The following is an 18,176-nucleotide window of genomic DNA, read 5'->3' on the forward strand; positions in this document are numbered from 1 at the left end:
AAAGACTTGCTCTCTCCCTGTTTGGGGAAGGCAAGTCTTTATCGTTTAGGGCGTGTCTGATGATCAGGCCAGTTTCAACTTGATTTGCCAGACACACCCAAGTCAAATGAAAGATGATGCCGAGGTGTTGCTTAATAAGTTGCTTTTAGCGCGTAGGGTTTGGTTGTGCTCATGGCGCCGTTGTAGCCGACCACTTTCACATAATAGGTAGCTCCGCCTTGGATGGTGCCCGCTATTGATTCCGAAGAGGTGCCGGCGTATTCCGATCTAGCCAACAAAGTGCCAGACGAGTTGTACAGATACAGGTCGTAGTCTGCTGGAAGATTGGTCAAACTGAGCGAAAGGTAGGTTGATTTGCTGGGCGTAAATTTGAACCAGTCCACATCGGTGGGGCTACTGATCAGACCATTGTAGGTAGTACCGGAGATCATGGCTTTGGCTGCGGACATGCTGTCGTTTGGTTCGTAAGCATCGCCGCTGCCGCCGTTGTTTCCGCTGGAGCCTACGCCTACGCTGGCCCAAGCATTGGCTACGGCAGTCGCTTCCAGCGAGTTGGCGCCAAACAGATCGGTAGCCGCTTGGATGGTGGCATTGCGCGCGTCAATGAATTGGGAGTAGGAAGTCAGGTATTGCGTCAGCGCACGGTACCAGATCTTGCCGGCGTTGTCTTTGGTGATGCCAGGTGTGGTGACGAAGTTGTAGAATGCTTTGTTCGGAATACCGGAGTTGATGTGAACGCCGCCCCAGTCTCCTTCTCTGGTGTTGGGCAGGTTTTGGTATTCATTCATGTGACCCGGTTGGCCATACTCGTTCGGATTGGACATCGAACGCAATGCGTCGCCGGCGATGCCAGGCGTGGTGACGTCTTCACCGAGGAGCCATTTCGGGTCGTTTTTGTTTTCCACCAAGTTGCCGAGCACATCAGAGAAGGACTCATTCAATGCACCAGGTTGATTTTCGTAAACCAGACCAGCTGTACGCTCGGTGACAGCGTGGGTGATCTCATGGGCCACCACGTCCAGCGCACCAGACAACGAGGTGAACTGACTGCCGTCTCCATCCCCATAGACCATTTGTGTTCCGTTCCAGAAGGCGTTATTGTAATTTCTGCTGTAATGAACGGTGGACTTCAAAGTGGCTCCTCTATTGTCAAAGGAGTTACGTCCCAGCTTGTTGTAGTAGAAGTCGTAGGTTTTGCCGGCATAGTAGTGGGCGTCCACAGCTGCGCGGTCAGTCCACACATTGTCGGCGTCAGTTAACAGCGTGCCTGGCAAGGCTGTGCCATAGTTGGCAGTGTAGGTTTCAATTTTGCCGCCAGTGGAATACATTGGTTTGGTGATGTCGCGCAGATAGTAGCCACCGCTGTAAGAATCGGTGTTTAGCGTCTTCGTGTCGCCAAGCACGCCCGTGCCTGTGCCAGTGGCCGCTGCATGATTTACTTTATCGATTTTGTGCAAGATCGAACCATTGTGCGCATCCACAAATACATCGGCATAGACGGGCTGTTTGCCTTCCAGAGTGGACAGTGTGATCACATAAACCAAGTGGTAGTCGCCTTTTTGGGTTTCATATACATGCAATTTGCCTTTTTGGATGTCGAATTTGCTTACATTGGCTACGCCCTCGGACGCCTTCGCTTTGTTGAGTGCTTGCGCCAATGACAGCGTCGCTTTGGTATTTAGCCCGGAGTTTTTTACCTCGGGATCATAATAACCGTTGATGGAAGTAGTAGTGCCGTTTTTGTCAGTATGGACGATCAGTTCGTTGCCAAATACCGGCACTCCTTGATATACTTGTTGGTATTTATACATCGTGAATCCCAAGGCATCTTTCTCTTGCGAAATAAGGGACAGTTCGGAAGAAGCAGAATCCATGTTGAAGAGCGCTTTGTTCTCCTCCACGATCTTCTTCACATCAGCCGGAGTTTTGGCCTTTTTATCCGAAAGCTTGCCTGTCACAAACGTGGGAACCCCTTTTTTCTTGTTCCATGTGACTTTTTCTTTCCCTTTGGATTGTTTTGATAATTTCTCCAACACGGCCATTTTCTTCGCCTTTGTCGGTTGTTCCCCTGGCGCTGCGTACACATTGGCGGTAGCCAGAGTAAACACCATGGTCGAAACCACTGCGAAAGCAGTAAATTTCTTAGCTCCCATCCCTTTCAACTCCTTTTGCGGAAGATTAAGAAATCCAATTATGTGTCAAATTATAATAATTAGATTTACAAAATGAATAATAAGACAATGTGTGTGTAGAAGTAAATATCAATGCAAAATTTTAATAAATTAATTAACTCGTAAGGAAAAAAAAGGGGATGTAAATGGGGTTTTAATCCAGTTTGTGGTGGAGGGATGGAGGAGGAGAGACATTGACGGTATTTGTATGAATCATGCCAATGTGAATTAATGATCATAAATAAGCGATTAATGTAGATTTTGCTTTAAACATATTTGGTTAAAGTAGTGGGGAGAGAGGATAAGTTTTTTTGCTTTGTTAATAAGAAAATTTCCTGTTCAATTATACGTGGTATGAGTTAGAATTTAATTAGAAAACAAATAAAATAATAAATATTAACATATTATAGTAATAGTAGATTTTGAATTTTGAAAGGAGAGATTCCCTTTGCCATAATCCTTTTACTAAAGTGGATTCAAAACCTAGAAAATTTTTCTTAAAACAATTAAAGTAGAAGAAGTCAAAACGATTGAGAAAAAACTAGCAAAAAAAGAATGTGGAAAGGGATTTCATCCTTTTCTACTTATTCTGCTTATACATACATGGATTTGTTTCTAGTTACTTAATTCATGCTAGTAACTCAAATGATTTCATAATCTGCTTGAGTCAGTTACTTCCAAGTGGTTTGTTGCTACACTCTCATGTCGCAAACGATCTGTTTTATTGAATGGATGGAAAGGGGATGGAACAAGGATGAGCACAATGCTGTATAAGAGAGTGGATTACAGTCTATCCAAGCTCCTGCATGATATTGAGCATGGAGATATTGCTTTGCCTGATTTGCAACGGCCGTTTGTGTGGCCAGCGGCCAAAGTGAGAGATTTGTTTGATTCCATGTACCGAGGCTTTCCCGTTGGCTACTTTTTGTTCTGGGCCAACGAGCATCTGACTGATACCAAACAGATTGGTGTAGAACAGAAACAAGCCAAGGTGCCGAGGTTGTTAATCGTGGATGGTCAGCAACGGCTCACCTCCCTGTATGCGGTGCTAAAAGGGCGCAGGGTGTTAAATAAGGATTTTAAGGAGACCTCCATAAAGATTTCTTTTCGCCCCATCGATGGCCAATTTGATGTGGCAGATGCGGCGATTGAGCGCGATCCTGAGTATATTTACGATATCTCAGAGCTTTGGAAACAAGGTGCATCCAGTTTTCGATTCATTCGCCAATTCATTGAGAATTTGTGTAACCACCGAGACGTTACCGATGAAGAAGTGAACGTGATCAGTGAAAATATCGATCGCCTGTACAAATTGCAAGAATATCAATTTACCGCGATGGAGATATCTTCCACCGTGGATGAGGAGCAGGTATCCGATATTTTCGTGCGTATCAACAGTCAAGGAAAGAAATTGAATCAGTCTGATTTCATTTTGACCTTGTTATCTGTGTTTTGGGATCAAGGAAGGAAAGAATTGGAGGCTTTCGCTAGGGATTCGCGTCAAGCGGGTGGGGAGCGGGCGAGTGCGTTTAACCACTTCATTCACCCTGATCCAGACCAAATGTTGCGCGTGGCAGTGGGTCTTGGATTTAAAAGGGCCCGTCTGAAAAACGTCTACTCCATTTTGCGCGGGAAGGACTTGGAAACAGGTGAGGTGTCTCCGGATAGGAGAGATCAGCAATTTGAAGTGTTGAAACATGCGCAAGCCAGCGCGCTCAACATGCAAAATTGGCATGATTTCTTAAAAGCCTTGATTAAGGCTGGTTTCAGAAGTAAGGCGATGGTTAGTTCGAAGATCAATATTATTTATGCCTATATCATGTATTTAATTGGGAAAGAAGATTTTCGCGTAGACGCTTATCGGCTACGACAACTCATCGCCAAATGGTACTTTATGCTGGTGCTGACAGGCCGGTACACCAGTTCCCCGGAAACGGTGATGGAAGCCGATTTGGCACGGTTGCGCGGGGTTAGGAATCAAGATGAGTTTGTGGGGACATTGGAAAAAATCATTAATGATTCATTGACCAATGATTTTTGGGCTATCACCTTGGTTAATAAACTTGAATCTTCCACCTCGAGAAATCCGGCGTTGCACGCTTACTATGCAGCTTTAAATATTCTTGGCGCCAACGTGCTGTTTTCCAGCATGAAAGTGTCTGAGTTGCTCGATCCAATGCTCCATGCCAACCGGAATGCGATTGAGATTCATCATTTATTTCCTAAAAAATACTTGAAGTCCATTGGTATCAATGAAAGCAAGCTAATCAACCAAGTGGCTAATTTCGCATTAGTTGAATGGGGAGATAACGTCAGAATATCTGATGAGTCTCCCGAGGAATATTTCCCCAAATATGCTTCCAGATTTCCTTCCGCTGAATTGTCGGAGATGATGGAGATGCACGCCCTTCCTGACAATTGGACCAGCCTTGAATACTCGCGGTTTTTGGAAGAACGGAGAAAGAAAATGGCCCATGTCATCAAACAGGGTTTTTTGCGGCTTTGAGTGGCTGGAAAAAGGAACAATCCCCCAATGGAATAATCCTTGGGGGGATTTTTTTGAAATGATCTACTCACAAGCGACGCCATCCCCATCGCGGTCGAGTTTGCTGGCGTACCCGGGTTCTCCTTTATAGAGCGGTGTAGCCCCTGCTGCGCGCGCTTCCTTGCAGTTTGCGTAATAGACGTTGCTAGACTCGTCGGTCTCATTGGGAGTGGGTTTGGATGGCTCAGTGGTCGTTTGGGATTTTTGGGATTCACTGCTTTTTTCTTCGTCATCTTTGGTAGCCTCGTCAGCGTTTTTCTTGCTTTGTTCTTCTTGTGCTTTTGCTTTTTCGTCAGCATCTTGCTCGTTATTTTGCTGATCAGTGCTTGGTTGTTTCGGTTGTTTATTGGTTTTGTCGGTTTCCACTTTGACTTTTTTGTCTGTGTCCTCAGCAGGCTGAGATTGATTGGGCGCAAAGATAGAGAGAAGAATGAGGCAGAGGATGAATAAGATAACATTCCATAAACGTTTTCCTAAATCGATTTGCTTGAATTTGATTTTTTTATGTAACGGTGTTGGGTAAATGATACCGACCAAGGCAAAAAGCATCAATATAAAGAAAATGACAAACATGCTACTGCCTCCTTTGCATTTAACTGGTTTCACCATCAAACAGTTTGCATAGTGAACATAAAATGCTTTTTAGTTTGATTAATATTAAAATGTCATGTAATAGAGAGGTTACCACTAAAATCAAAATAATTCAATATTTTATATTATAAAATGTCATTAACTATTATATAGACTTTAAGGGTTGATCCATTAGTTACTGCGTAGAATGAGCCTATCTAGTAAAACAAGTTAGATTAAAACGGCGGAAAACCGTACCCGAAGAGTACTTAACCCGCGTGAAGCGAATGAGAAAATGGTGTTTTGGAGCAATCCATCCCCACCTTACAACACTATGTCATTTTTGTTATATAAATCATAATTATTTCTTGATAAAATCATATTAAAAAATACATAAAAGGAGAGGGCATCATGAGCAAGTGGGATCAATGGGAGATGGAGGACAAGATTAGGGAAGTATTGCAAGCGGTGGAGAATGATCGCGGAGAATCACATCATTTCGGCCGGCCGCTGTTTACGGCATATCAGATCGCGATCGCGATAGGCAAGCGATATCCCGGCTTTTTAGAAGAGACAGGCATGGAGATCGGCGGGGAAGGTTCGGACAGCTCCTTGGCTCGCTATATCGCGCAACAATTGTCCGTGAAGATCAAAGAAGGTGCAATTGAAGATATAGAAGGATACTTGTTGGCAGCTGACCATGTGAAGGAGATCGATTTCATCGACCCGAGCCGTGCCGAGTTTGAAGCCAATTTGACCAATGATATATCCTTGTTCCGAATCAAAGAGTAGCGCAAAAAGTGAAGTCCCCCTTGGACCAGGGGGACTTTTCTCGTCTTATGAGCGGAAATACTCTTTCCAGCGCTTGTCAACCAGTTGCTTAATTGCCGGATCCACTTCCAACTCATCAGGATAGCCCGGTTTCATCCGCGCATCGACGATGATCGGGAATTGATAGCGAGCGTGGTGGCGCGACCATTCCGCTTGCGCGTAGATGTCATGCGCTGGGTCAAAGCGGGTGAAGATCGTCCACAAGAATGCAGATTGGCCGGAGGCGGCTGAGATATCGTCGACCAGGAAGATCATGGGCCATGATTTTAACTCTTCGCGATGATGCGCCAATAAGTGCTCTGCCAAGTCGGGCGCGTCAACAAACGCATCGGTTTCCAGCACCAGCGCCCCACGGCAGTAGACGGCGGCTTGCTTTACCCCGTGCATATCGGGACCGTGGAATTCGCCAGGTAGGTTGCGTTTGGTTTCGCCTGTGCCAATCATTACGGCTTTGCTACCATGATTGAGGCGGCGTCCCGTATAATCCAGTGTGTCCATAGAAGTGTTGCTGAAGATAAATAGGTCACACGCCGGGTCAAACCGCTCCAGTATCGTTTCCATGAGCTCGGGGAAATTCTCCAATGAGACAGGGCGATCTGTCAGCATGAGGAATTTGGTTAAGGTCAATTGACCTTCGCCCAAGATGCGGAAGGCGTTTGCCAACGCTTCCCGGCTGTAGCTCTCTCTGACGACGGCCGCGGCCAGAGAGTGGAACCCGGTTTCGGCGTATGTCCACAATGCTTTCACTCCAGGCATCACCATCGGGAATGCTGGTGATAGAAGACGCTGCAAAAATTCCCCCATATAATAATCTTCTTGGCGCGGTTTGCCGACCACGGTCGCCGGATAAATTGCGTCTTTGCGATGATGGACGCTGTCGACGTTGAAGACGGGGAAATCATGGGCCAGTGAATAATAGCCGTAATGGTCGCCAAACGGCCCTTCTAAGCGACGAACATGAGGCGGCACATGCCCCGACAGGACAAACTCCGCTTCAGCGATATACGGATAACCGCCATCGGCGGGACGGACAACAGGCAACTTCTCGCCGATGATCAGGGAAGCAAGCAAGAGTTCCGGCAAAAATTCGGGAGCCGGCGCGATGGCTGACGCGATGAGAGCGGGTGGGCCGCCGAGATGGACGCGTACCGGGAGCGCTTGGTTCTTCTCTTCCGCGGCGAAATGGTGGAACCCGCCCCCTTTGTGGATTTGCCAGTGCATGCCAGTTGTGTTCGCGTCAAAAACTTGCATGCGGTACATGCCTAAGTTGTGCTGGCCGGTTTCTGGATGTTCCGTATAGACCAAAGGCAGGGTGACAAATGGCCCGCCGTCTTCTTGCCACGAAGTGATCACCGGGAGTTGGGTTAAGTCCGGTTGCGGCTGTTGCATTTCCAACACCGGCGCTTGCGAGGCGGGGACGGATTTTAAGCCAACCTTGAGCAACTCCATGAGTAGCTGCCGTTCTCCCCAGATTGCTTTCGGAGTGGGTGGCATCAGTTTATGCACCATGTCCACAGCTTGTCGCATCAGTGTTTCCGGCCGCGGCCCAAAGGCGAGATCGACCCGCCGGGAGGTGCCGAACAGATTGGTAACCACAGGGAAGGCGCTTCCTTTTACATTGGTGAAAAGAAGCGCCGGGCCTTCCTCGGAGATGACACGCCGGTGAATCTCTGCCAATTCTAGATGGGGATCAACTGGAACGTCTATTTCTACGATATCGTTTTCATTGCGCAATTGCTCTATAAACGTGCGTAAATTCTTGTGCACAAAACATCTCTCCTAAATTGGCAGCAGAGATGAACACATCCGAGTATCCATCCCTATTGCCAAATGGTTGCTTAGGCCTATTATACCGAAGAAGATGCGCAAAAATATAGAGTGGACGGAGATTACATAGTATAGTAAAAGCAAAGGAGTGAACAGAAGATGGCAGTGATTGTGTATTCGCGGCCGCATTGCATTGAGTGCAATGTCCTCAAGCGTTTTTTAAATGATTACCAAATTCCTTATGAAACGAGAGATTGTAGCGAAAATCCACAATATCTGGAAGAAGTGAAACAAATGGGGTTTTTGGGAGTGCCGGTCACAGTGGTGAATGGGCAAGCTATTCACGGCTTACAACCGGATGCCATTTTAAAAGCGTTAAAAGAAGAAAATGAGTAACTTTTGAAGAATCCTACCGGAATTGGTAGGATTTATTATTTATTTTCATACATGATTCATATATAATATATAAACAATCCATCAATTCTAAATGATTGGATTAAATGTAGTTGCCGCATTATTTTAATTTTTTAATTATTTCAAAAGGGGGCAACATTGTGGAACTCTTTCGCAAAAAGAGTGTGGATTTTGCCTTAGAGATGAGCAAAGGGTCGCAACTGCGACGGGAGCTCGGGGCGTGGGATCTCACACTGCTTGGCATTGGTGCAATCATTGGTACAGGGATTTTCGTTTTGACGGGTCTAGGTTCGTTGACTGCGGGTCCAGCACTTACTCTTTCCTTTATCATTGCCGGACTGGCCTGTCTGTTCGCCGGGCTGACGTATGCTGAATTCGCCTCCATCGTTCCCGTATCTGGTTCCGCTTACACTTACAGTTATGTCACCATTGGAGAATTCATGGCTTGGATTATCGGCTGGGACTTGATCTTGGAATATTTGTTAGCGGTTAGTTCCGTGTCGGTTGGTTGGTCAGGTTATTTTGCGGACTTGCTCTTGGGCTTGGGCATCGAAATTCCAAAATCGCTGTTGATGACCCCCATTGAGGGCGGGATCATGAATCTTCCCGCATTCCTGATCGTCTTGCTCATTACGTTGTTGGTATCGATCGGGGTGAAGGAGTCCAAGTGGGTAAACAACTTGATCGTGGCTCTCAAGCTGTTGGTCGTGATGTTGTTCATCTTGGTCGGCTTCTTCTATGTCAAACCGGACAACTGGACGCCGTTCATGCCGTTTGGATTTGAAGGGGTATTTCAAGCGGCAGCCGTCATTTTCTTCGCCTTCCTCGGGTTTGACGCCGTTAGCACGGCCGCAGAGGAAACGCGAAATCCGCAAAAGGATTTGCCCAAAGGCATTTTGTGGTCGCTTGGCATCTGTACCATTTTGTATGTGGTTACCACGATGGTGATGACGGGATTGGTCGAATACAAACTATTTGCCGGTCATGAGAAAAGTCCTGTTGCTTTCGCCATCTCAGTGACTGGGCAAGACTGGTTGCGTGGCTTGGTCAGTGTGGGGGCAACTGTGGGGATGTTGACAGTGATGTTGGTGATGCTGTACGGACAAGTGCGGATCGGTTACTCCATGTCCCGTGACGGCCTGTTGCCCAAAGTGTTTTCCAAAGTAAATATCAAAACGCGCACACCATTTATCAACACGTGGATTTTTGGTTTGGTTGCCGCATGTTTGGGTGGGTTCGTATCGTTGAAGGAATTGTCTGAGTTGGTGAACTTGGGAACATTGGCGGCGTTTGTGCTGGTGTCGATCTGCGTGATGATCCTGCGTAAGACGCAACCTGATTTGCCGCGGGCGTTCCGAACGCCATTGGTGCCGTTGGTGCCGATTCTGGCCATTCTGTTCTGCGGATTCTTGATGATTAAATTGCCGTTCACCTCATGGATGCGTTTCTTGCTCTGGTTGCTGGTGGGCTTAATCATTTATTTCGTGTATGGATACCGCAGCTCGGAGTTGAACAAGAAGAAGTGACGAAAAAAAGCTGTTGCCTTGATGGGCAACAGCTTTTTTCAATAGGTTCGCTCATTGCTGATCAGAGGCAAAGGATTCGGCAGCAAAGCAGAGATAATAAGAAAGGCCGGTTTGCACTTCCTCCAGCATGTGGCGATGGAAATCGTCTTGCACAAAAAAACGAGCTTGTGACGCAAAGTCGGCATCGGTCAGGGCCGTCCCGTGGTCATTCAAGAAGTCGATGTGTTGGCGGATGAGCTTTTTCACTTGGCTGTCGTCATATTTGCGCCCCTCTCTCAATGCACAAGCCATGCTGTTCATAAAGTGCTTTGCCTCCAGCGCCATCTCGTTCATTGCCTCCACTTCGATCGGCTTGCTGGCCAGCAAATCGTAATCATACGTTTTTTTGATATGTTCGTTTTGCTCCGCCAGTGCCATCTCCCACTCTTCTTCACTTCGAAATCCTTTGAACATCGCTGATTGTTCCATGGGTTCTCCTTTCAAGGCGTGATCGATCGATTCGTCCAATGTCTGAACCAAGCGCGTCAATCGGCGCAACCGCGCCATGAGCAATTGTTTTTGGTTCTGCAAAATGGACAGCCGATCGGATTCACCAGCCAAGAGTTTAGTGATTTCTTTGAGGGGGAAATCCAGCTCGCGGTAAAAAAGGATTTGTTGCAATCGTTCCAGTTCTTGTTGCCCGTACAAGCGATAACCGGATTCGCTTATTTTGCGCGGAATCAACAGGCCGATTTTGTGATAATGATGAAGCGTTTTGACCGTCACATTTGCCAATTGGGCAATCTCTTTTACCGTATACTGCATGCGTTCCACCTCACTTGCGATTCTAAAGGCTCCTCTTGGGTGAGGGTCAATACGCATGGGTCCATTTGGAGCAAAAAAGTTTTCTAGAAACCTAATTAGCTGGTTCGGGACCATAAATAGGGAGGTCGGAACGAATAATATAGTACCCCGGAACATTGGCCAACTGCGATTTAGGCGGTTGGCTTTTTTTGATGATGTGTTGAAGCGTCGTTGTGGAGGATATGAATAAAAGAAAAGTTTGCTCGTCAAAAAATGGCTCCCGACATGGGAGCCGATATGCATGGGAAGCCGCTGCTGTAACAGTTAATCGATCCACTGCAAAGTTGTGGTCGAAGAGGTTTGGCGGCTTTGTCGCTTTTTACGTTCCCTCCGCTTTTTGAAGGCTTCGCGTTCCCAACGGCGCAGGAGGGGATAAGGATCGAATGAATAAGTGTTGCGGCCATTGAAACGGTATATGCCGTAATGCAGATGGGGAGGGAATTTTCCGGAGGTGCCGGGAGGGCCGTAGCCGGATGAACCGACATAGCCGATCACATCCCCAGGTTTGACGATGCTTCCTTTTTTCAAGCCTTTATTGAAGCTGCTCAAATGAGCAAAGTAATGATAACGATTGTAAATGTCACGGATGCCAATCCGCCACCCGCCATAGCGGTTCCATCCTTTCAATTCCACATAACCATAACTGGTGCTAAGCACAGGTGTCCCATAATCGGCGAAAATATCCGTGCCTTCATGAATGCGCAATCCACCCCAGCCGCGACGGTCTCCCCACGTGTTATGGTAGGTGTAATTGTAACGCAGAGGGATGGGGAAAGAGCGATCATAGAGTTGGACGGTTTGAAACTTGTTGTAGATGCGAGCGATGTGGGTAATGACATCCACCGTGGTGGGATGGCGGTAGTAATCCCAGATCCGTTCGCGGATTTGCTCTTCTTTGTGTCCTTTCTCCGCCAAGTAGGAAGCGACACTGTACAACACGTCATTCGGGTTGTGCCGATCCGCGACGCCGTCTCCATCACCGTCTTTGCCGATGCCTCCGAAGAAGGAAATCGAATCTGGCAGCTTATCTTCCTGGTCAGGATTGATCATACCAGCCCATGTGGATGGGGGGACTTGAATGGAGATGAGTGGCGGTGGGCCTGCATCTTTTGACTCCTGGCGCAAGTTTTGTTCATATTGATCTATCGCGGCTAGATAAGGCCATGGGACTCCGGTCAAGGTTTGCATCGTTTCATATAAGATTTGCCGTTCCTTTGCCCGCGCTTGCACAGACGGGTCGACCTTTGGCGTTGGTGACGCGGCCGCGGCGAGCCCGGGTACTCCGCTACCGATGAGAATCACGCAGAGAAGAATCATCCATTGCTTCTTCATATTTATCACCACGGGTCAGTTTTTAAAGATAGTTTTTCTTTTTCACTGACGTTCCATGATGGAAGATGATGGTCAAGGATTTTCTGCATAATAAGAAGCGGGCCCCATCATGGGTGTGGGACCCGCTTTTCATACCAACCTTATTTTGCTGCTTTGATTTGATTTACGATATTGTTCAACTGATCCAGCATCAGCATTGCGGCTTTCACACCACCGGCTGTGTTCCAGATGACATCGTCCACTTTGAAAGCACGGTTGTTTTTGACCGCAGTCAGGTTTTTCCACAGTGGATCGTTTGTCATTTCTTGCTCTTGGGCGTCGCCTTTTTTATCGCCCACATCATAAGTGAAGTAGAAGATGATGTCTCCATCGGCATCAGGCAATTGCTCTTTGGAGATCTCCAGGGCAAATTCTTCTTTTTGCCCCAATTCGGTGCGAGCGAAGCCCACGTCTTTCAGCAAGACACCTGTGAAGCTCAACTGTTGGTAGATGCGTGTTTTACCGGCCATGAAACGAACGACGGACACTTTTTGTTGCAACAGGTCACCCGCGTTTTGCTTGACTTCTTGCACTTTTTTATCATAATCCGCCAATACTTTCTTGCCTTCTTCTACTTTGTTTACCGCTTGAGCGTACAGGTTGAAGTTGAGTTTCCAGTCACCGCGCAGCTCTTCCGCAAATACGGTCGGTGCGATGGCATTCAGCTGGTTGTACACTTTTTCTTGGCGCATTTTGTTACCGATGATGAGATCGGGTTTCAAGCTGGCGATAGTTTCCAGGTTGGGTTCATGCTCTGTTCCAACAGTCTTGACGCCTTTGGTTTCAGGCATCAGATGCTTGTAAAAAGGTTTTTCGGTAAATGATTCTACTGCACCGACAGGTTTGACGCCCAAAGCGAGCAGGGCTTCAAGTCCCTCGTTGGTCAAAACGACTACACGCTTGGGTTCGGTCGGCACTTTCGTGGTACCCATGGCATGTTTGATGGCATGGGTTTGCCCCGTTTTTTCACTGGTGGGGGCGGGAGAGGATGAACAGCCCACAAGAGCGATCATCATCGCGCTTACGATCAGCAGAGATCGGATCAAACGTTGCTTCAGTCCGAACATGAGAATGGTACTCCTTCCGATAAGTAATTGATAATGATTATCATTATTTCGTTGCTTATACTATAGCGCTTTGGTTCGTGGGTTGTCAATCACTTTTTGATAATGATTTTCAACATCGTTGACACGCTTTCATGCTTCCCATAGACTAAAGTTGATTTTAAGAACTGATGACGGAACGAAGGTGACTTGACTTGAAAGAACGTGCCTATTCCCCGGGATGGAAGTGGATGGGTCTCATTGGTGGTGTCCTGCTTGTTGGGCTGTTGATGGTTGTGAGTGTCAGTGTCGGTATTATGCGTGTTCCTTTTGATGTGGTTATCGATTCTTTTACTCATTTTAATGGTTCTAATCAACATCTGATTATTCAGACCACCCGGGTGCCGAGAACGCTGATCGCGGTGATGACAGGGGGAAGCTTGGCTATCGCTGGCGCGATGATGCAAGCGTTGACACGCAATCCATTGGCCTCTCCGGCAACGTTGGGCGTCAATGCGGGCGCCAGCCTGTTTATTGTGATCGGTGTCTCTTTTTGGGGCATGACTGGGATTTCTTCATTGGTGAGTTTGGGATTTGTAGGAGCGGCCATCGCTTCATTTGCTGTGTATTTTCTGGGGTCAGCCGGACGGGGCGGATTGACGCCGATCAAGTTGACACTCGCCGGGTCAGCTATTTGGGCGTTGTTTTCTTCGTTGACTCAAGGCTTGCTCATCATGAATGAGAAGGGTTTGGAAGAGTTGTTGTTTTGGTTGACCGGATCAGTGGAAGGACGTAGCTTGGCATTGGCGATGCCGGTGTTTCCATTCATGGTAGCCGGATTTATTTTAGCCTTTTTGCTCTCCCGCGCAGTAAACATTTTGATGATGGGGGATGATGTCGCCGTCGGTTTGGGAGTGAAGACAGGGCTTATCAAATTGATGGGTTCGGTGGTGATCGTGTTGCTGGCGGGCGGAGCGGTGGCTGTCGCTGGTCCCATCGTGTTTGTGGGATTGGTGGTACCCCATATGGTTCGTTGGGCCGTCGGTACAGATCATCGGTGGGTCTTTCCTTATTGTTTGGTGTATGGTGCGGCGATGTTGCTGGTGGCGGATATCAGCGGGCGCCTGATCATGAATCAGCAGGAGATTCCCGTTGGTGTGATGACCGCGCTGATCGGGACGCCGTTCTTTATTTACCTGGCTATGCGGAATAGAGGTGAGCGGGCGTGAAAAAGATGTGGTCTTGGCGCATGAAAGGGTTCTCCATGCTGGTTGAAGCGAAGGCGCTGTGGACGCTGATGATCCTGGCCGCGATTGCTCTATTGGTGGTGTGCGTCAGTGTGGGGGTCGGCGACATGTATATCGCTCCCCAAGATGTGTTGAAAGTGTTTTTGGGTTGGGGGAATGCTTATCATACGTTGGTAGTGGAAACGCTACGCTTGCCCCGTGTGCTCATCGCACTTTTATCCGGTGCCGGTTTGGCGGTGTCTGGAGCCATTTTGCAGGCAGTGATTCGCAATCCGTTGGCTTCGCCTGACTTGATTGGCATCACTGGTGGAGCGACCGTGGCCGCTGTTGCGGTGTTGACCTTCTTCAGCGACGGGGCGACTTCCCTGGTTGTGCCGCTGTACTGGGTTCCGCTAGCCGCTTTTGGTGGCGCGATGGTGGTCGCTCTGCTCATGTATTTGTTGTCATTGCGGCAAGGGATAACTCCGTTTCGCCTGATATTGTTGGGAATCGGGTTCTACACCGCTATGCAGGCTTTTACCAACTTGGTCATTTTATTGGGGCCGGAGTTTCGCGCTGTGCAGTCGAAAACATGGATTACGGGGAGCGTCTATGGTAGCAATTGGGAGCAGGTGATGATCATTCTGCCGTGGATGGTGATTTTTTTGCCGTTGATCTTCTTTTTTGCCCGGCACCTGAATGTGCAGCAGCTGGGAGATCAGGTGGCGACGGGACTGGGTGGGAGTGTTCATCGTGACCGGGTGCTCTTCCTGTTTTTAAGCACCGCTTTGACAGGCGCTTCCGTCGCTTTTGCAGGGGGGATCAGCTTCGTCGGTTTGCTTGCTCCCCATGCGGCCCGGAAATTGGTAGGTTCATCCTATGGTGCGTTGTTGCCCGCGTCGGCCTTGTTGGGAAGCATCTATGTTATGCTGGCTGATTTGCTGGGAAGAACGCTGTACGCGGCTCATGAAATTCCCGCTGGCGTGTTCACAGCTGTGATCGGGGCCCCCTATTTTATCTATCTGCTCATCCAAAGCCGAAATCGGACGTAAGAGGATAGGCTTAGTTTTTAATCTTTGTGGTAATATAAAGAGGACATTTGAAAATCAGAGAATCACTTGTCATATAGATAGGCGGATGTGGTTTGAACTGGGGGGATTGAAGTGTCAGAGAACAATGTGACGCGTGAGCGCAAGCCGGAATGGCTGAAAGTCAGATTGAACACAAACGACAATTTCCAAGAATTGAAGAAGATGATGCGGAGCAAGACCTTGCACACCGTGTGTGAAGAGGCGCGTTGCCCGAACATCTTCGAGTGTTGGGCTAACCGTACGGCTACTTTCATGATTTTGGGTGATATTTGCACACGCGCTTGCCGATTCTGCGCGGTAAAAACGGGATTACCGACGGAATTGGATTGGGCGGAGCCAGAGCGGGTGGCTGAAGCGGTGGAGCAGATGGGTGTGCGGCACGTTGTAGTCACCTCTGTGGCCCGTGATGATTTGAATGATGGAGGCGCGGCTATTTTTGCTGCGACGATCAAAGCGGTTCGCAAACGGAACCCATTTACTAGCGTGGAAGTGCTGATTCCCGATTTTCTGGGGAATTGGGAGGCGCTGAAAGTGGTGATGGATGCCAAACCAGACATCCTCAATCACAACATTGAAACCGTGCGCCGCCGGTCTGACCGGGTACGTTCCAAAGCGAAATACGACCGCTCTTTGGAGTTGTTGAAACGAGCCAAAGAGATGCAACCAGATGTTCCGACGAAGTCCAGCATCATGGTAGGCGTAGGGGAAACCTTTGATGAAGTGGTTGAAGCGATGCGGGATTTGCGCGCGCATGACGTGAACATCGTCACGATTGGCCAATACCTGCAACCCACCAAAAAACACTTGAAGATTGAGCGCTATGTGACACCGGACGAATTTGCGCAGTGGAAAGAAATCGGCCTTGAGATGGGCTTCTCGCATGTGGAATCCGGGCCGTTGGTGCGCAGTTCTTACCATGCCCATGAGCAAGTACAATCTGCGCAAGAAAATGACCAACAAAAACTGGCGCAATAACGAAAGAAAAAGGACGGCTCTTATAACAAGGGTCGTCCTTTTTCCAAACTACTTCATTTGCGGATTGATTTGGCGATAGGAGTTCGGATACAAGGATTCGTTTACGTCGGGCGGTGTTTCGTCTCCCATTTTGCGCAAGAGTTGTTCCAGATCGCCCTTGACCCCTTCCACGTCGTGATTACCCACCATGCGCATGCCGATGTCGTTCATTTGCGACTCCAATTTGCTGTTGGTGGTGATGTGAACCCGATAATAGCGGGGCGTGACGCTTTCAGCCGTCCGTCTAGCCTCTTTGACTGTTTTGCCGTCCATTTTGCCGTTTTTGGTGCTGATGCCCACGAACACATGGTCATCGGTGACAAGCGTGGTGGCGGTTTTGACATTGGGAAGGTAAGCGACCAATTCCGAGATGTGGCGGGCAAGCAAGTCTCGGTCTATGAAGACGCTTGTTGTCGCGCCAGCCTTGTTGTGATAATGTTCTGGATTATATCGAAAATATCCCACTTCATTTTGTCCGCCGCCCCCAGCGTTTTCCTCTCCGGTAATCGTGTCGTTCCGTACGCGACCGATCCGCGTCTCCTGGCCTTCTTCACGATAGAGCGGTTCCGGGGTGCTGATATTCAAAGCGCCGCCTCCCGCGTTTTCGTTCCCCATTCCCTGTTGATTTCCGTTGTTTTTGGCACAAGCAGGAATAAAAAGAAGGCAAGCGAGAATAATGTATATCCAGCGTTTCATTTTCTTCACCTCCTACTTGCTAAGGTGCCCAAATCCATTTTCATGATGCAGAAGGTTTTTGCCTGTTACAGGATGTGGTAACATATAATGGAGAAATGGAATAGAAAAGGTTGATCTTCATGGAACGTATTCAGATATATGGTTTGGAATATGAATTGTTGACCAATCATCGCGAAGGTTGGAACGCAGAGGCTTTTCGGCGGAGATATAGCGACATTTTGAGCAAATATGATTATGTGGTGGGAGATTGGGGCTATGGGCAGTTGAGGTTGAAGGGGTTTTTTTCTGATCATCATGCAAAGGCCACGACGGAGACGCGGATCAGCTATCTTCAGGAATATCTTAATGAATTTTGCAATTTCGGATGTGCCTATTTTGTGTTGAAGCGCTTAGCGGATAAGAAAGAAACGAAGTGAGGGAAGAGCCAGCTCTACGATTGAGCTGGCTCTTCCGGTTCATCATGACGGGGATGGCTGCCCGGGTAATCTCTTTCCAAGCCTTCATGAAACTCCCGCATTTCATATGTGAAAGCGGAGTGGATTTGTTGGCCCGGTTCCCATGGCGTTGATTTGCCCAACTTTTGATTGTGTGCCGCGCCGTAGGGGCCGTCCGGAAATTCTTCGGGTTGGATTCTTTCAGTTGAGGATGTCATCAATGCTTTCCCCCTTGACTTTAAGATAAGATGGTTCGGGGGAGGATATGCTTGTTAAATCATGGTTGCCAGGAACTGCCGAAGCTCATTGGCCTCTTCTTCGGACAATTGGTAGGCATGCTCAAGATAGCCGGGCTCATCCAAGTCATCTTGGCCGATGATGGCAAAGCGGTTTGACAAGAGGTTGAGCACGAGTAACTTGCCGTAAAAACGGTCGGTCATTGTGATTGCCAAATCAAACCGGCTTGTCTCTCCCATGAAGCTGACAAACCGGGTTCGGGTTTCTTTGGTGTCATCATATAAAAACATCCAATCATTAGACATTGCGATAAACCCCTTTAGAAGCATTTTCCTCCATTATAGCGGCTGTCGCTACGACCTGAAAGCGCAGGTGTCTAGCGAAGGCACCCGGATGC

The 18,176-nt window shown here is 48.1% G+C and carries 18 protein-coding genes; 9 read left to right on the forward strand and 9 right to left on the reverse strand.

The genetic code is table 11. The features are described 5' to 3' along the window. Positions 1-131: 131 nt before the first annotated feature. Positions 132-2,153, reverse strand: coding sequence for a M4 family metallopeptidase (locus NYR52_RS02810; protein ID WP_259436230.1), 2,022 nt, complete (start codon positions 2,151-2,153; stop codon positions 132-134). Positions 2,154-2,232: 79 nt separating this feature from the next. Here NYR52_RS02810 and NYR52_RS16695 point away from each other — a divergent pair, with 79 nt between their 5' ends. Together NYR52_RS16695 and NYR52_RS02815 are read left to right on the forward strand one after the other, a co-directional pair. Further along, the gene (locus tag NYR52_RS16695; RefSeq protein WP_375163191.1) at positions 2,233-2,286 is read left to right on the forward strand and encodes a DUF3709 domain-containing protein; all 54 of its coding nucleotides are present in this window, start codon (positions 2,233-2,235) and stop codon (positions 2,284-2,286) included. 639 nt (positions 2,287-2,925) lie between these two features. Beyond that, a complete protein-coding gene (locus NYR52_RS02815; protein ID WP_102993755.1) occupies positions 2,926-4,677 on the forward strand; it encodes a GmrSD restriction endonuclease domain-containing protein in 1,752 nt (583 codons plus the stop codon). A 63-nt stretch (positions 4,678-4,740) separates the two neighbouring features. Here NYR52_RS02815 and NYR52_RS02820 read toward each other — a convergent pair whose 3' ends face one another. After that, positions 4,741-5,289, reverse strand: a complete 549-nt coding sequence (locus NYR52_RS02820) for an excalibur calcium-binding domain-containing protein (RefSeq protein WP_259436231.1) — start codon at positions 5,287-5,289, stop codon at positions 4,741-4,743. 408 nt (positions 5,290-5,697) lie between these two features. Between NYR52_RS02820 and NYR52_RS02825 the strand changes: the two genes are divergently transcribed. Further along, on the forward strand, positions 5,698-6,078 hold the full coding sequence (locus NYR52_RS02825; protein WP_132219583.1) for a hypothetical protein: 381 nt from the start codon (positions 5,698-5,700) through the stop codon (positions 6,076-6,078). A 45-nt stretch (positions 6,079-6,123) separates the two neighbouring features. Here the strand turns inward: NYR52_RS02825 and NYR52_RS02830 are convergent, their stop codons facing one another. Beyond that, positions 6,124-7,884: a UbiD family decarboxylase gene (locus NYR52_RS02830; RefSeq protein ID WP_132219584.1), complete on the reverse strand. Its 1,761-nt coding sequence runs from the start codon at positions 7,882-7,884 to the stop codon at positions 6,124-6,126. A gap of 159 nt (positions 7,885-8,043) precedes the next feature. On the opposite strand from NYR52_RS02830, the gene NYR52_RS02835 reads away from it, so the two are divergent. Further along, the gene (locus NYR52_RS02835; RefSeq protein WP_132219585.1) at positions 8,044-8,280 is read left to right on the forward strand and encodes a glutaredoxin family protein; all 237 of its coding nucleotides are present in this window, start codon (positions 8,044-8,046) and stop codon (positions 8,278-8,280) included. 158 nt (positions 8,281-8,438) lie between these two features. Continuing rightward, a complete protein-coding gene (bcaP, locus tag NYR52_RS02840; RefSeq protein ID WP_510735781.1) occupies positions 8,439-9,824 on the forward strand; it encodes a branched-chain amino acid transporter BcaP in 1,386 nt (461 codons plus the stop codon). Positions 9,825-9,875: 51 nt separating this feature from the next. On the opposite strand, the gene NYR52_RS02845 is transcribed toward bcaP, so the two are convergent. The 3 genes from NYR52_RS02845 to NYR52_RS02855 all read right to left on the reverse strand — a co-directional run bounded on the left by NYR52_RS02845 (position 9,876) and on the right by NYR52_RS02855 (position 13,105). Then, positions 9,876-10,628 (reverse strand): MerR family transcriptional regulator, encoded by a 753-nt coding sequence (locus NYR52_RS02845; protein ID WP_259436232.1) that lies wholly within the window; start codon positions 10,626-10,628, stop codon positions 9,876-9,878. A 303-nt stretch (positions 10,629-10,931) separates the two neighbouring features. Continuing rightward, a complete protein-coding gene (locus NYR52_RS02850) occupies positions 10,932-11,999 on the reverse strand; it encodes a M23 family metallopeptidase (protein WP_259436233.1) in 1,068 nt (355 codons plus the stop codon). Positions 12,000-12,139: 140 nt separating this feature from the next. Further along, positions 12,140-13,105: an ABC transporter substrate-binding protein gene (locus NYR52_RS02855; RefSeq protein ID WP_022737778.1), complete on the reverse strand. Its 966-nt coding sequence runs from the start codon at positions 13,103-13,105 to the stop codon at positions 12,140-12,142. 191 nt (positions 13,106-13,296) lie between these two features. On the opposite strand from NYR52_RS02855, the gene NYR52_RS02860 reads away from it, so the two are divergent. From NYR52_RS02860 to lipA, 3 genes are all read left to right on the forward strand, one after another. Further along, a complete protein-coding gene (locus NYR52_RS02860) occupies positions 13,297-14,310 on the forward strand; it encodes a FecCD family ABC transporter permease (RefSeq protein WP_259436234.1) in 1,014 nt (337 codons plus the stop codon). Between the two features lie 5 nt (positions 14,311-14,315). After that, a complete protein-coding gene (locus NYR52_RS02865) occupies positions 14,316-15,359 on the forward strand; it encodes a FecCD family ABC transporter permease (RefSeq protein WP_310795340.1) in 1,044 nt (347 codons plus the stop codon). Between the two features lie 111 nt (positions 15,360-15,470). Further along, on the forward strand, positions 15,471-16,373 hold the full coding sequence (lipA, locus tag NYR52_RS02870) for a lipoyl synthase (RefSeq protein WP_022737781.1): 903 nt from the start codon (positions 15,471-15,473) through the stop codon (positions 16,371-16,373). 48 nt (positions 16,374-16,421) lie between these two features. Here lipA and NYR52_RS02875 read toward each other — a convergent pair whose 3' ends face one another. Continuing rightward, positions 16,422-17,108 (reverse strand): YhcN/YlaJ family sporulation lipoprotein, encoded by a 687-nt coding sequence (locus tag NYR52_RS02875; RefSeq protein ID WP_259436235.1) that lies wholly within the window; start codon positions 17,106-17,108, stop codon positions 16,422-16,424. A 119-nt stretch (positions 17,109-17,227) separates the two neighbouring features. Between NYR52_RS02875 and NYR52_RS02880 the strand changes: the two genes are divergently transcribed. Continuing rightward, a complete protein-coding gene (locus tag NYR52_RS02880) occupies positions 17,228-17,524 on the forward strand; it encodes a YutD family protein (RefSeq protein ID WP_132219592.1) in 297 nt (98 codons plus the stop codon). A gap of 14 nt (positions 17,525-17,538) precedes the next feature. Here NYR52_RS02880 and NYR52_RS02885 read toward each other — a convergent pair whose 3' ends face one another. Together NYR52_RS02885 and NYR52_RS02890 are read right to left on the reverse strand one after the other, a co-directional pair. Beyond that, the gene (locus tag NYR52_RS02885) at positions 17,539-17,760 is read right to left on the reverse strand and encodes a hypothetical protein (RefSeq protein ID WP_022737784.1); all 222 of its coding nucleotides are present in this window, start codon (positions 17,758-17,760) and stop codon (positions 17,539-17,541) included. A 54-nt stretch (positions 17,761-17,814) separates the two neighbouring features. Further along, positions 17,815-18,084 (reverse strand): DUF3055 domain-containing protein, encoded by a 270-nt coding sequence (locus NYR52_RS02890; protein WP_022737785.1) that lies wholly within the window; start codon positions 18,082-18,084, stop codon positions 17,815-17,817. Positions 18,085-18,176: the final 92 nt, after the last annotated feature.

Source organism: Laceyella sacchari (genome assembly GCF_024927925.1).
In the GTDB taxonomy this organism is placed as follows: domain Bacteria; phylum Bacillota; class Bacilli; order Thermoactinomycetales; family Thermoactinomycetaceae; genus Laceyella; species Laceyella sacchari.

Excerpts from the sequence above, each read along its gene's own strand:
- NYR52_RS02810 (WP_259436230.1), bottom strand. The coding sequence starts at position 2,153 with ATGGGAGCTAAGAAATTTACTGCTTTCGCAGTGGTTTCGACCATGGTG.
- NYR52_RS02815 (WP_102993755.1), top strand. The coding sequence starts at position 2,926 with ATGAGCACAATGCTGTATAAGAGAGTGGATTACAGTCTATCCAAGCTC.
- NYR52_RS02820 (WP_259436231.1), bottom strand. The coding sequence starts at position 5,289 with ATGTTTGTCATTTTCTTTATATTGATGCTTTTTGCCTTGGTCGGTATC.
- NYR52_RS02825 (WP_132219583.1), top strand. The coding sequence starts at position 5,698 with ATGAGCAAGTGGGATCAATGGGAGATGGAGGACAAGATTAGGGAAGTA.
- NYR52_RS02835 (WP_132219585.1), top strand. The coding sequence starts at position 8,044 with ATGGCAGTGATTGTGTATTCGCGGCCGCATTGCATTGAGTGCAATGTC.
- NYR52_RS02845 (WP_259436232.1), bottom strand. The coding sequence starts at position 10,628 with ATGCAGTATACGGTAAAAGAGATTGCCCAATTGGCAAATGTGACGGTC.
- NYR52_RS02850 (WP_259436233.1), bottom strand. The coding sequence starts at position 11,999 with ATGAAGAAGCAATGGATGATTCTTCTCTGCGTGATTCTCATCGGTAGC.
- NYR52_RS02855 (WP_022737778.1), bottom strand. The coding sequence starts at position 13,105 with ATGTTCGGACTGAAGCAACGTTTGATCCGATCTCTGCTGATCGTAAGC.
- NYR52_RS02865 (WP_310795340.1), top strand. The coding sequence starts at position 14,316 with ATGTGGTCTTGGCGCATGAAAGGGTTCTCCATGCTGGTTGAAGCGAAG.
- NYR52_RS02875 (WP_259436235.1), bottom strand. The coding sequence starts at position 17,108 with ATGAAACGCTGGATATACATTATTCTCGCTTGCCTTCTTTTTATTCCT.
- NYR52_RS02880 (WP_132219592.1), top strand. The coding sequence starts at position 17,228 with ATGGAACGTATTCAGATATATGGTTTGGAATATGAATTGTTGACCAAT.
- NYR52_RS02885 (WP_022737784.1), bottom strand. The coding sequence starts at position 17,760 with ATGACATCCTCAACTGAAAGAATCCAACCCGAAGAATTTCCGGACGGC.
- NYR52_RS02890 (WP_022737785.1), bottom strand. The coding sequence starts at position 18,084 with ATGTCTAATGATTGGATGTTTTTATATGATGACACCAAAGAAACCCGA.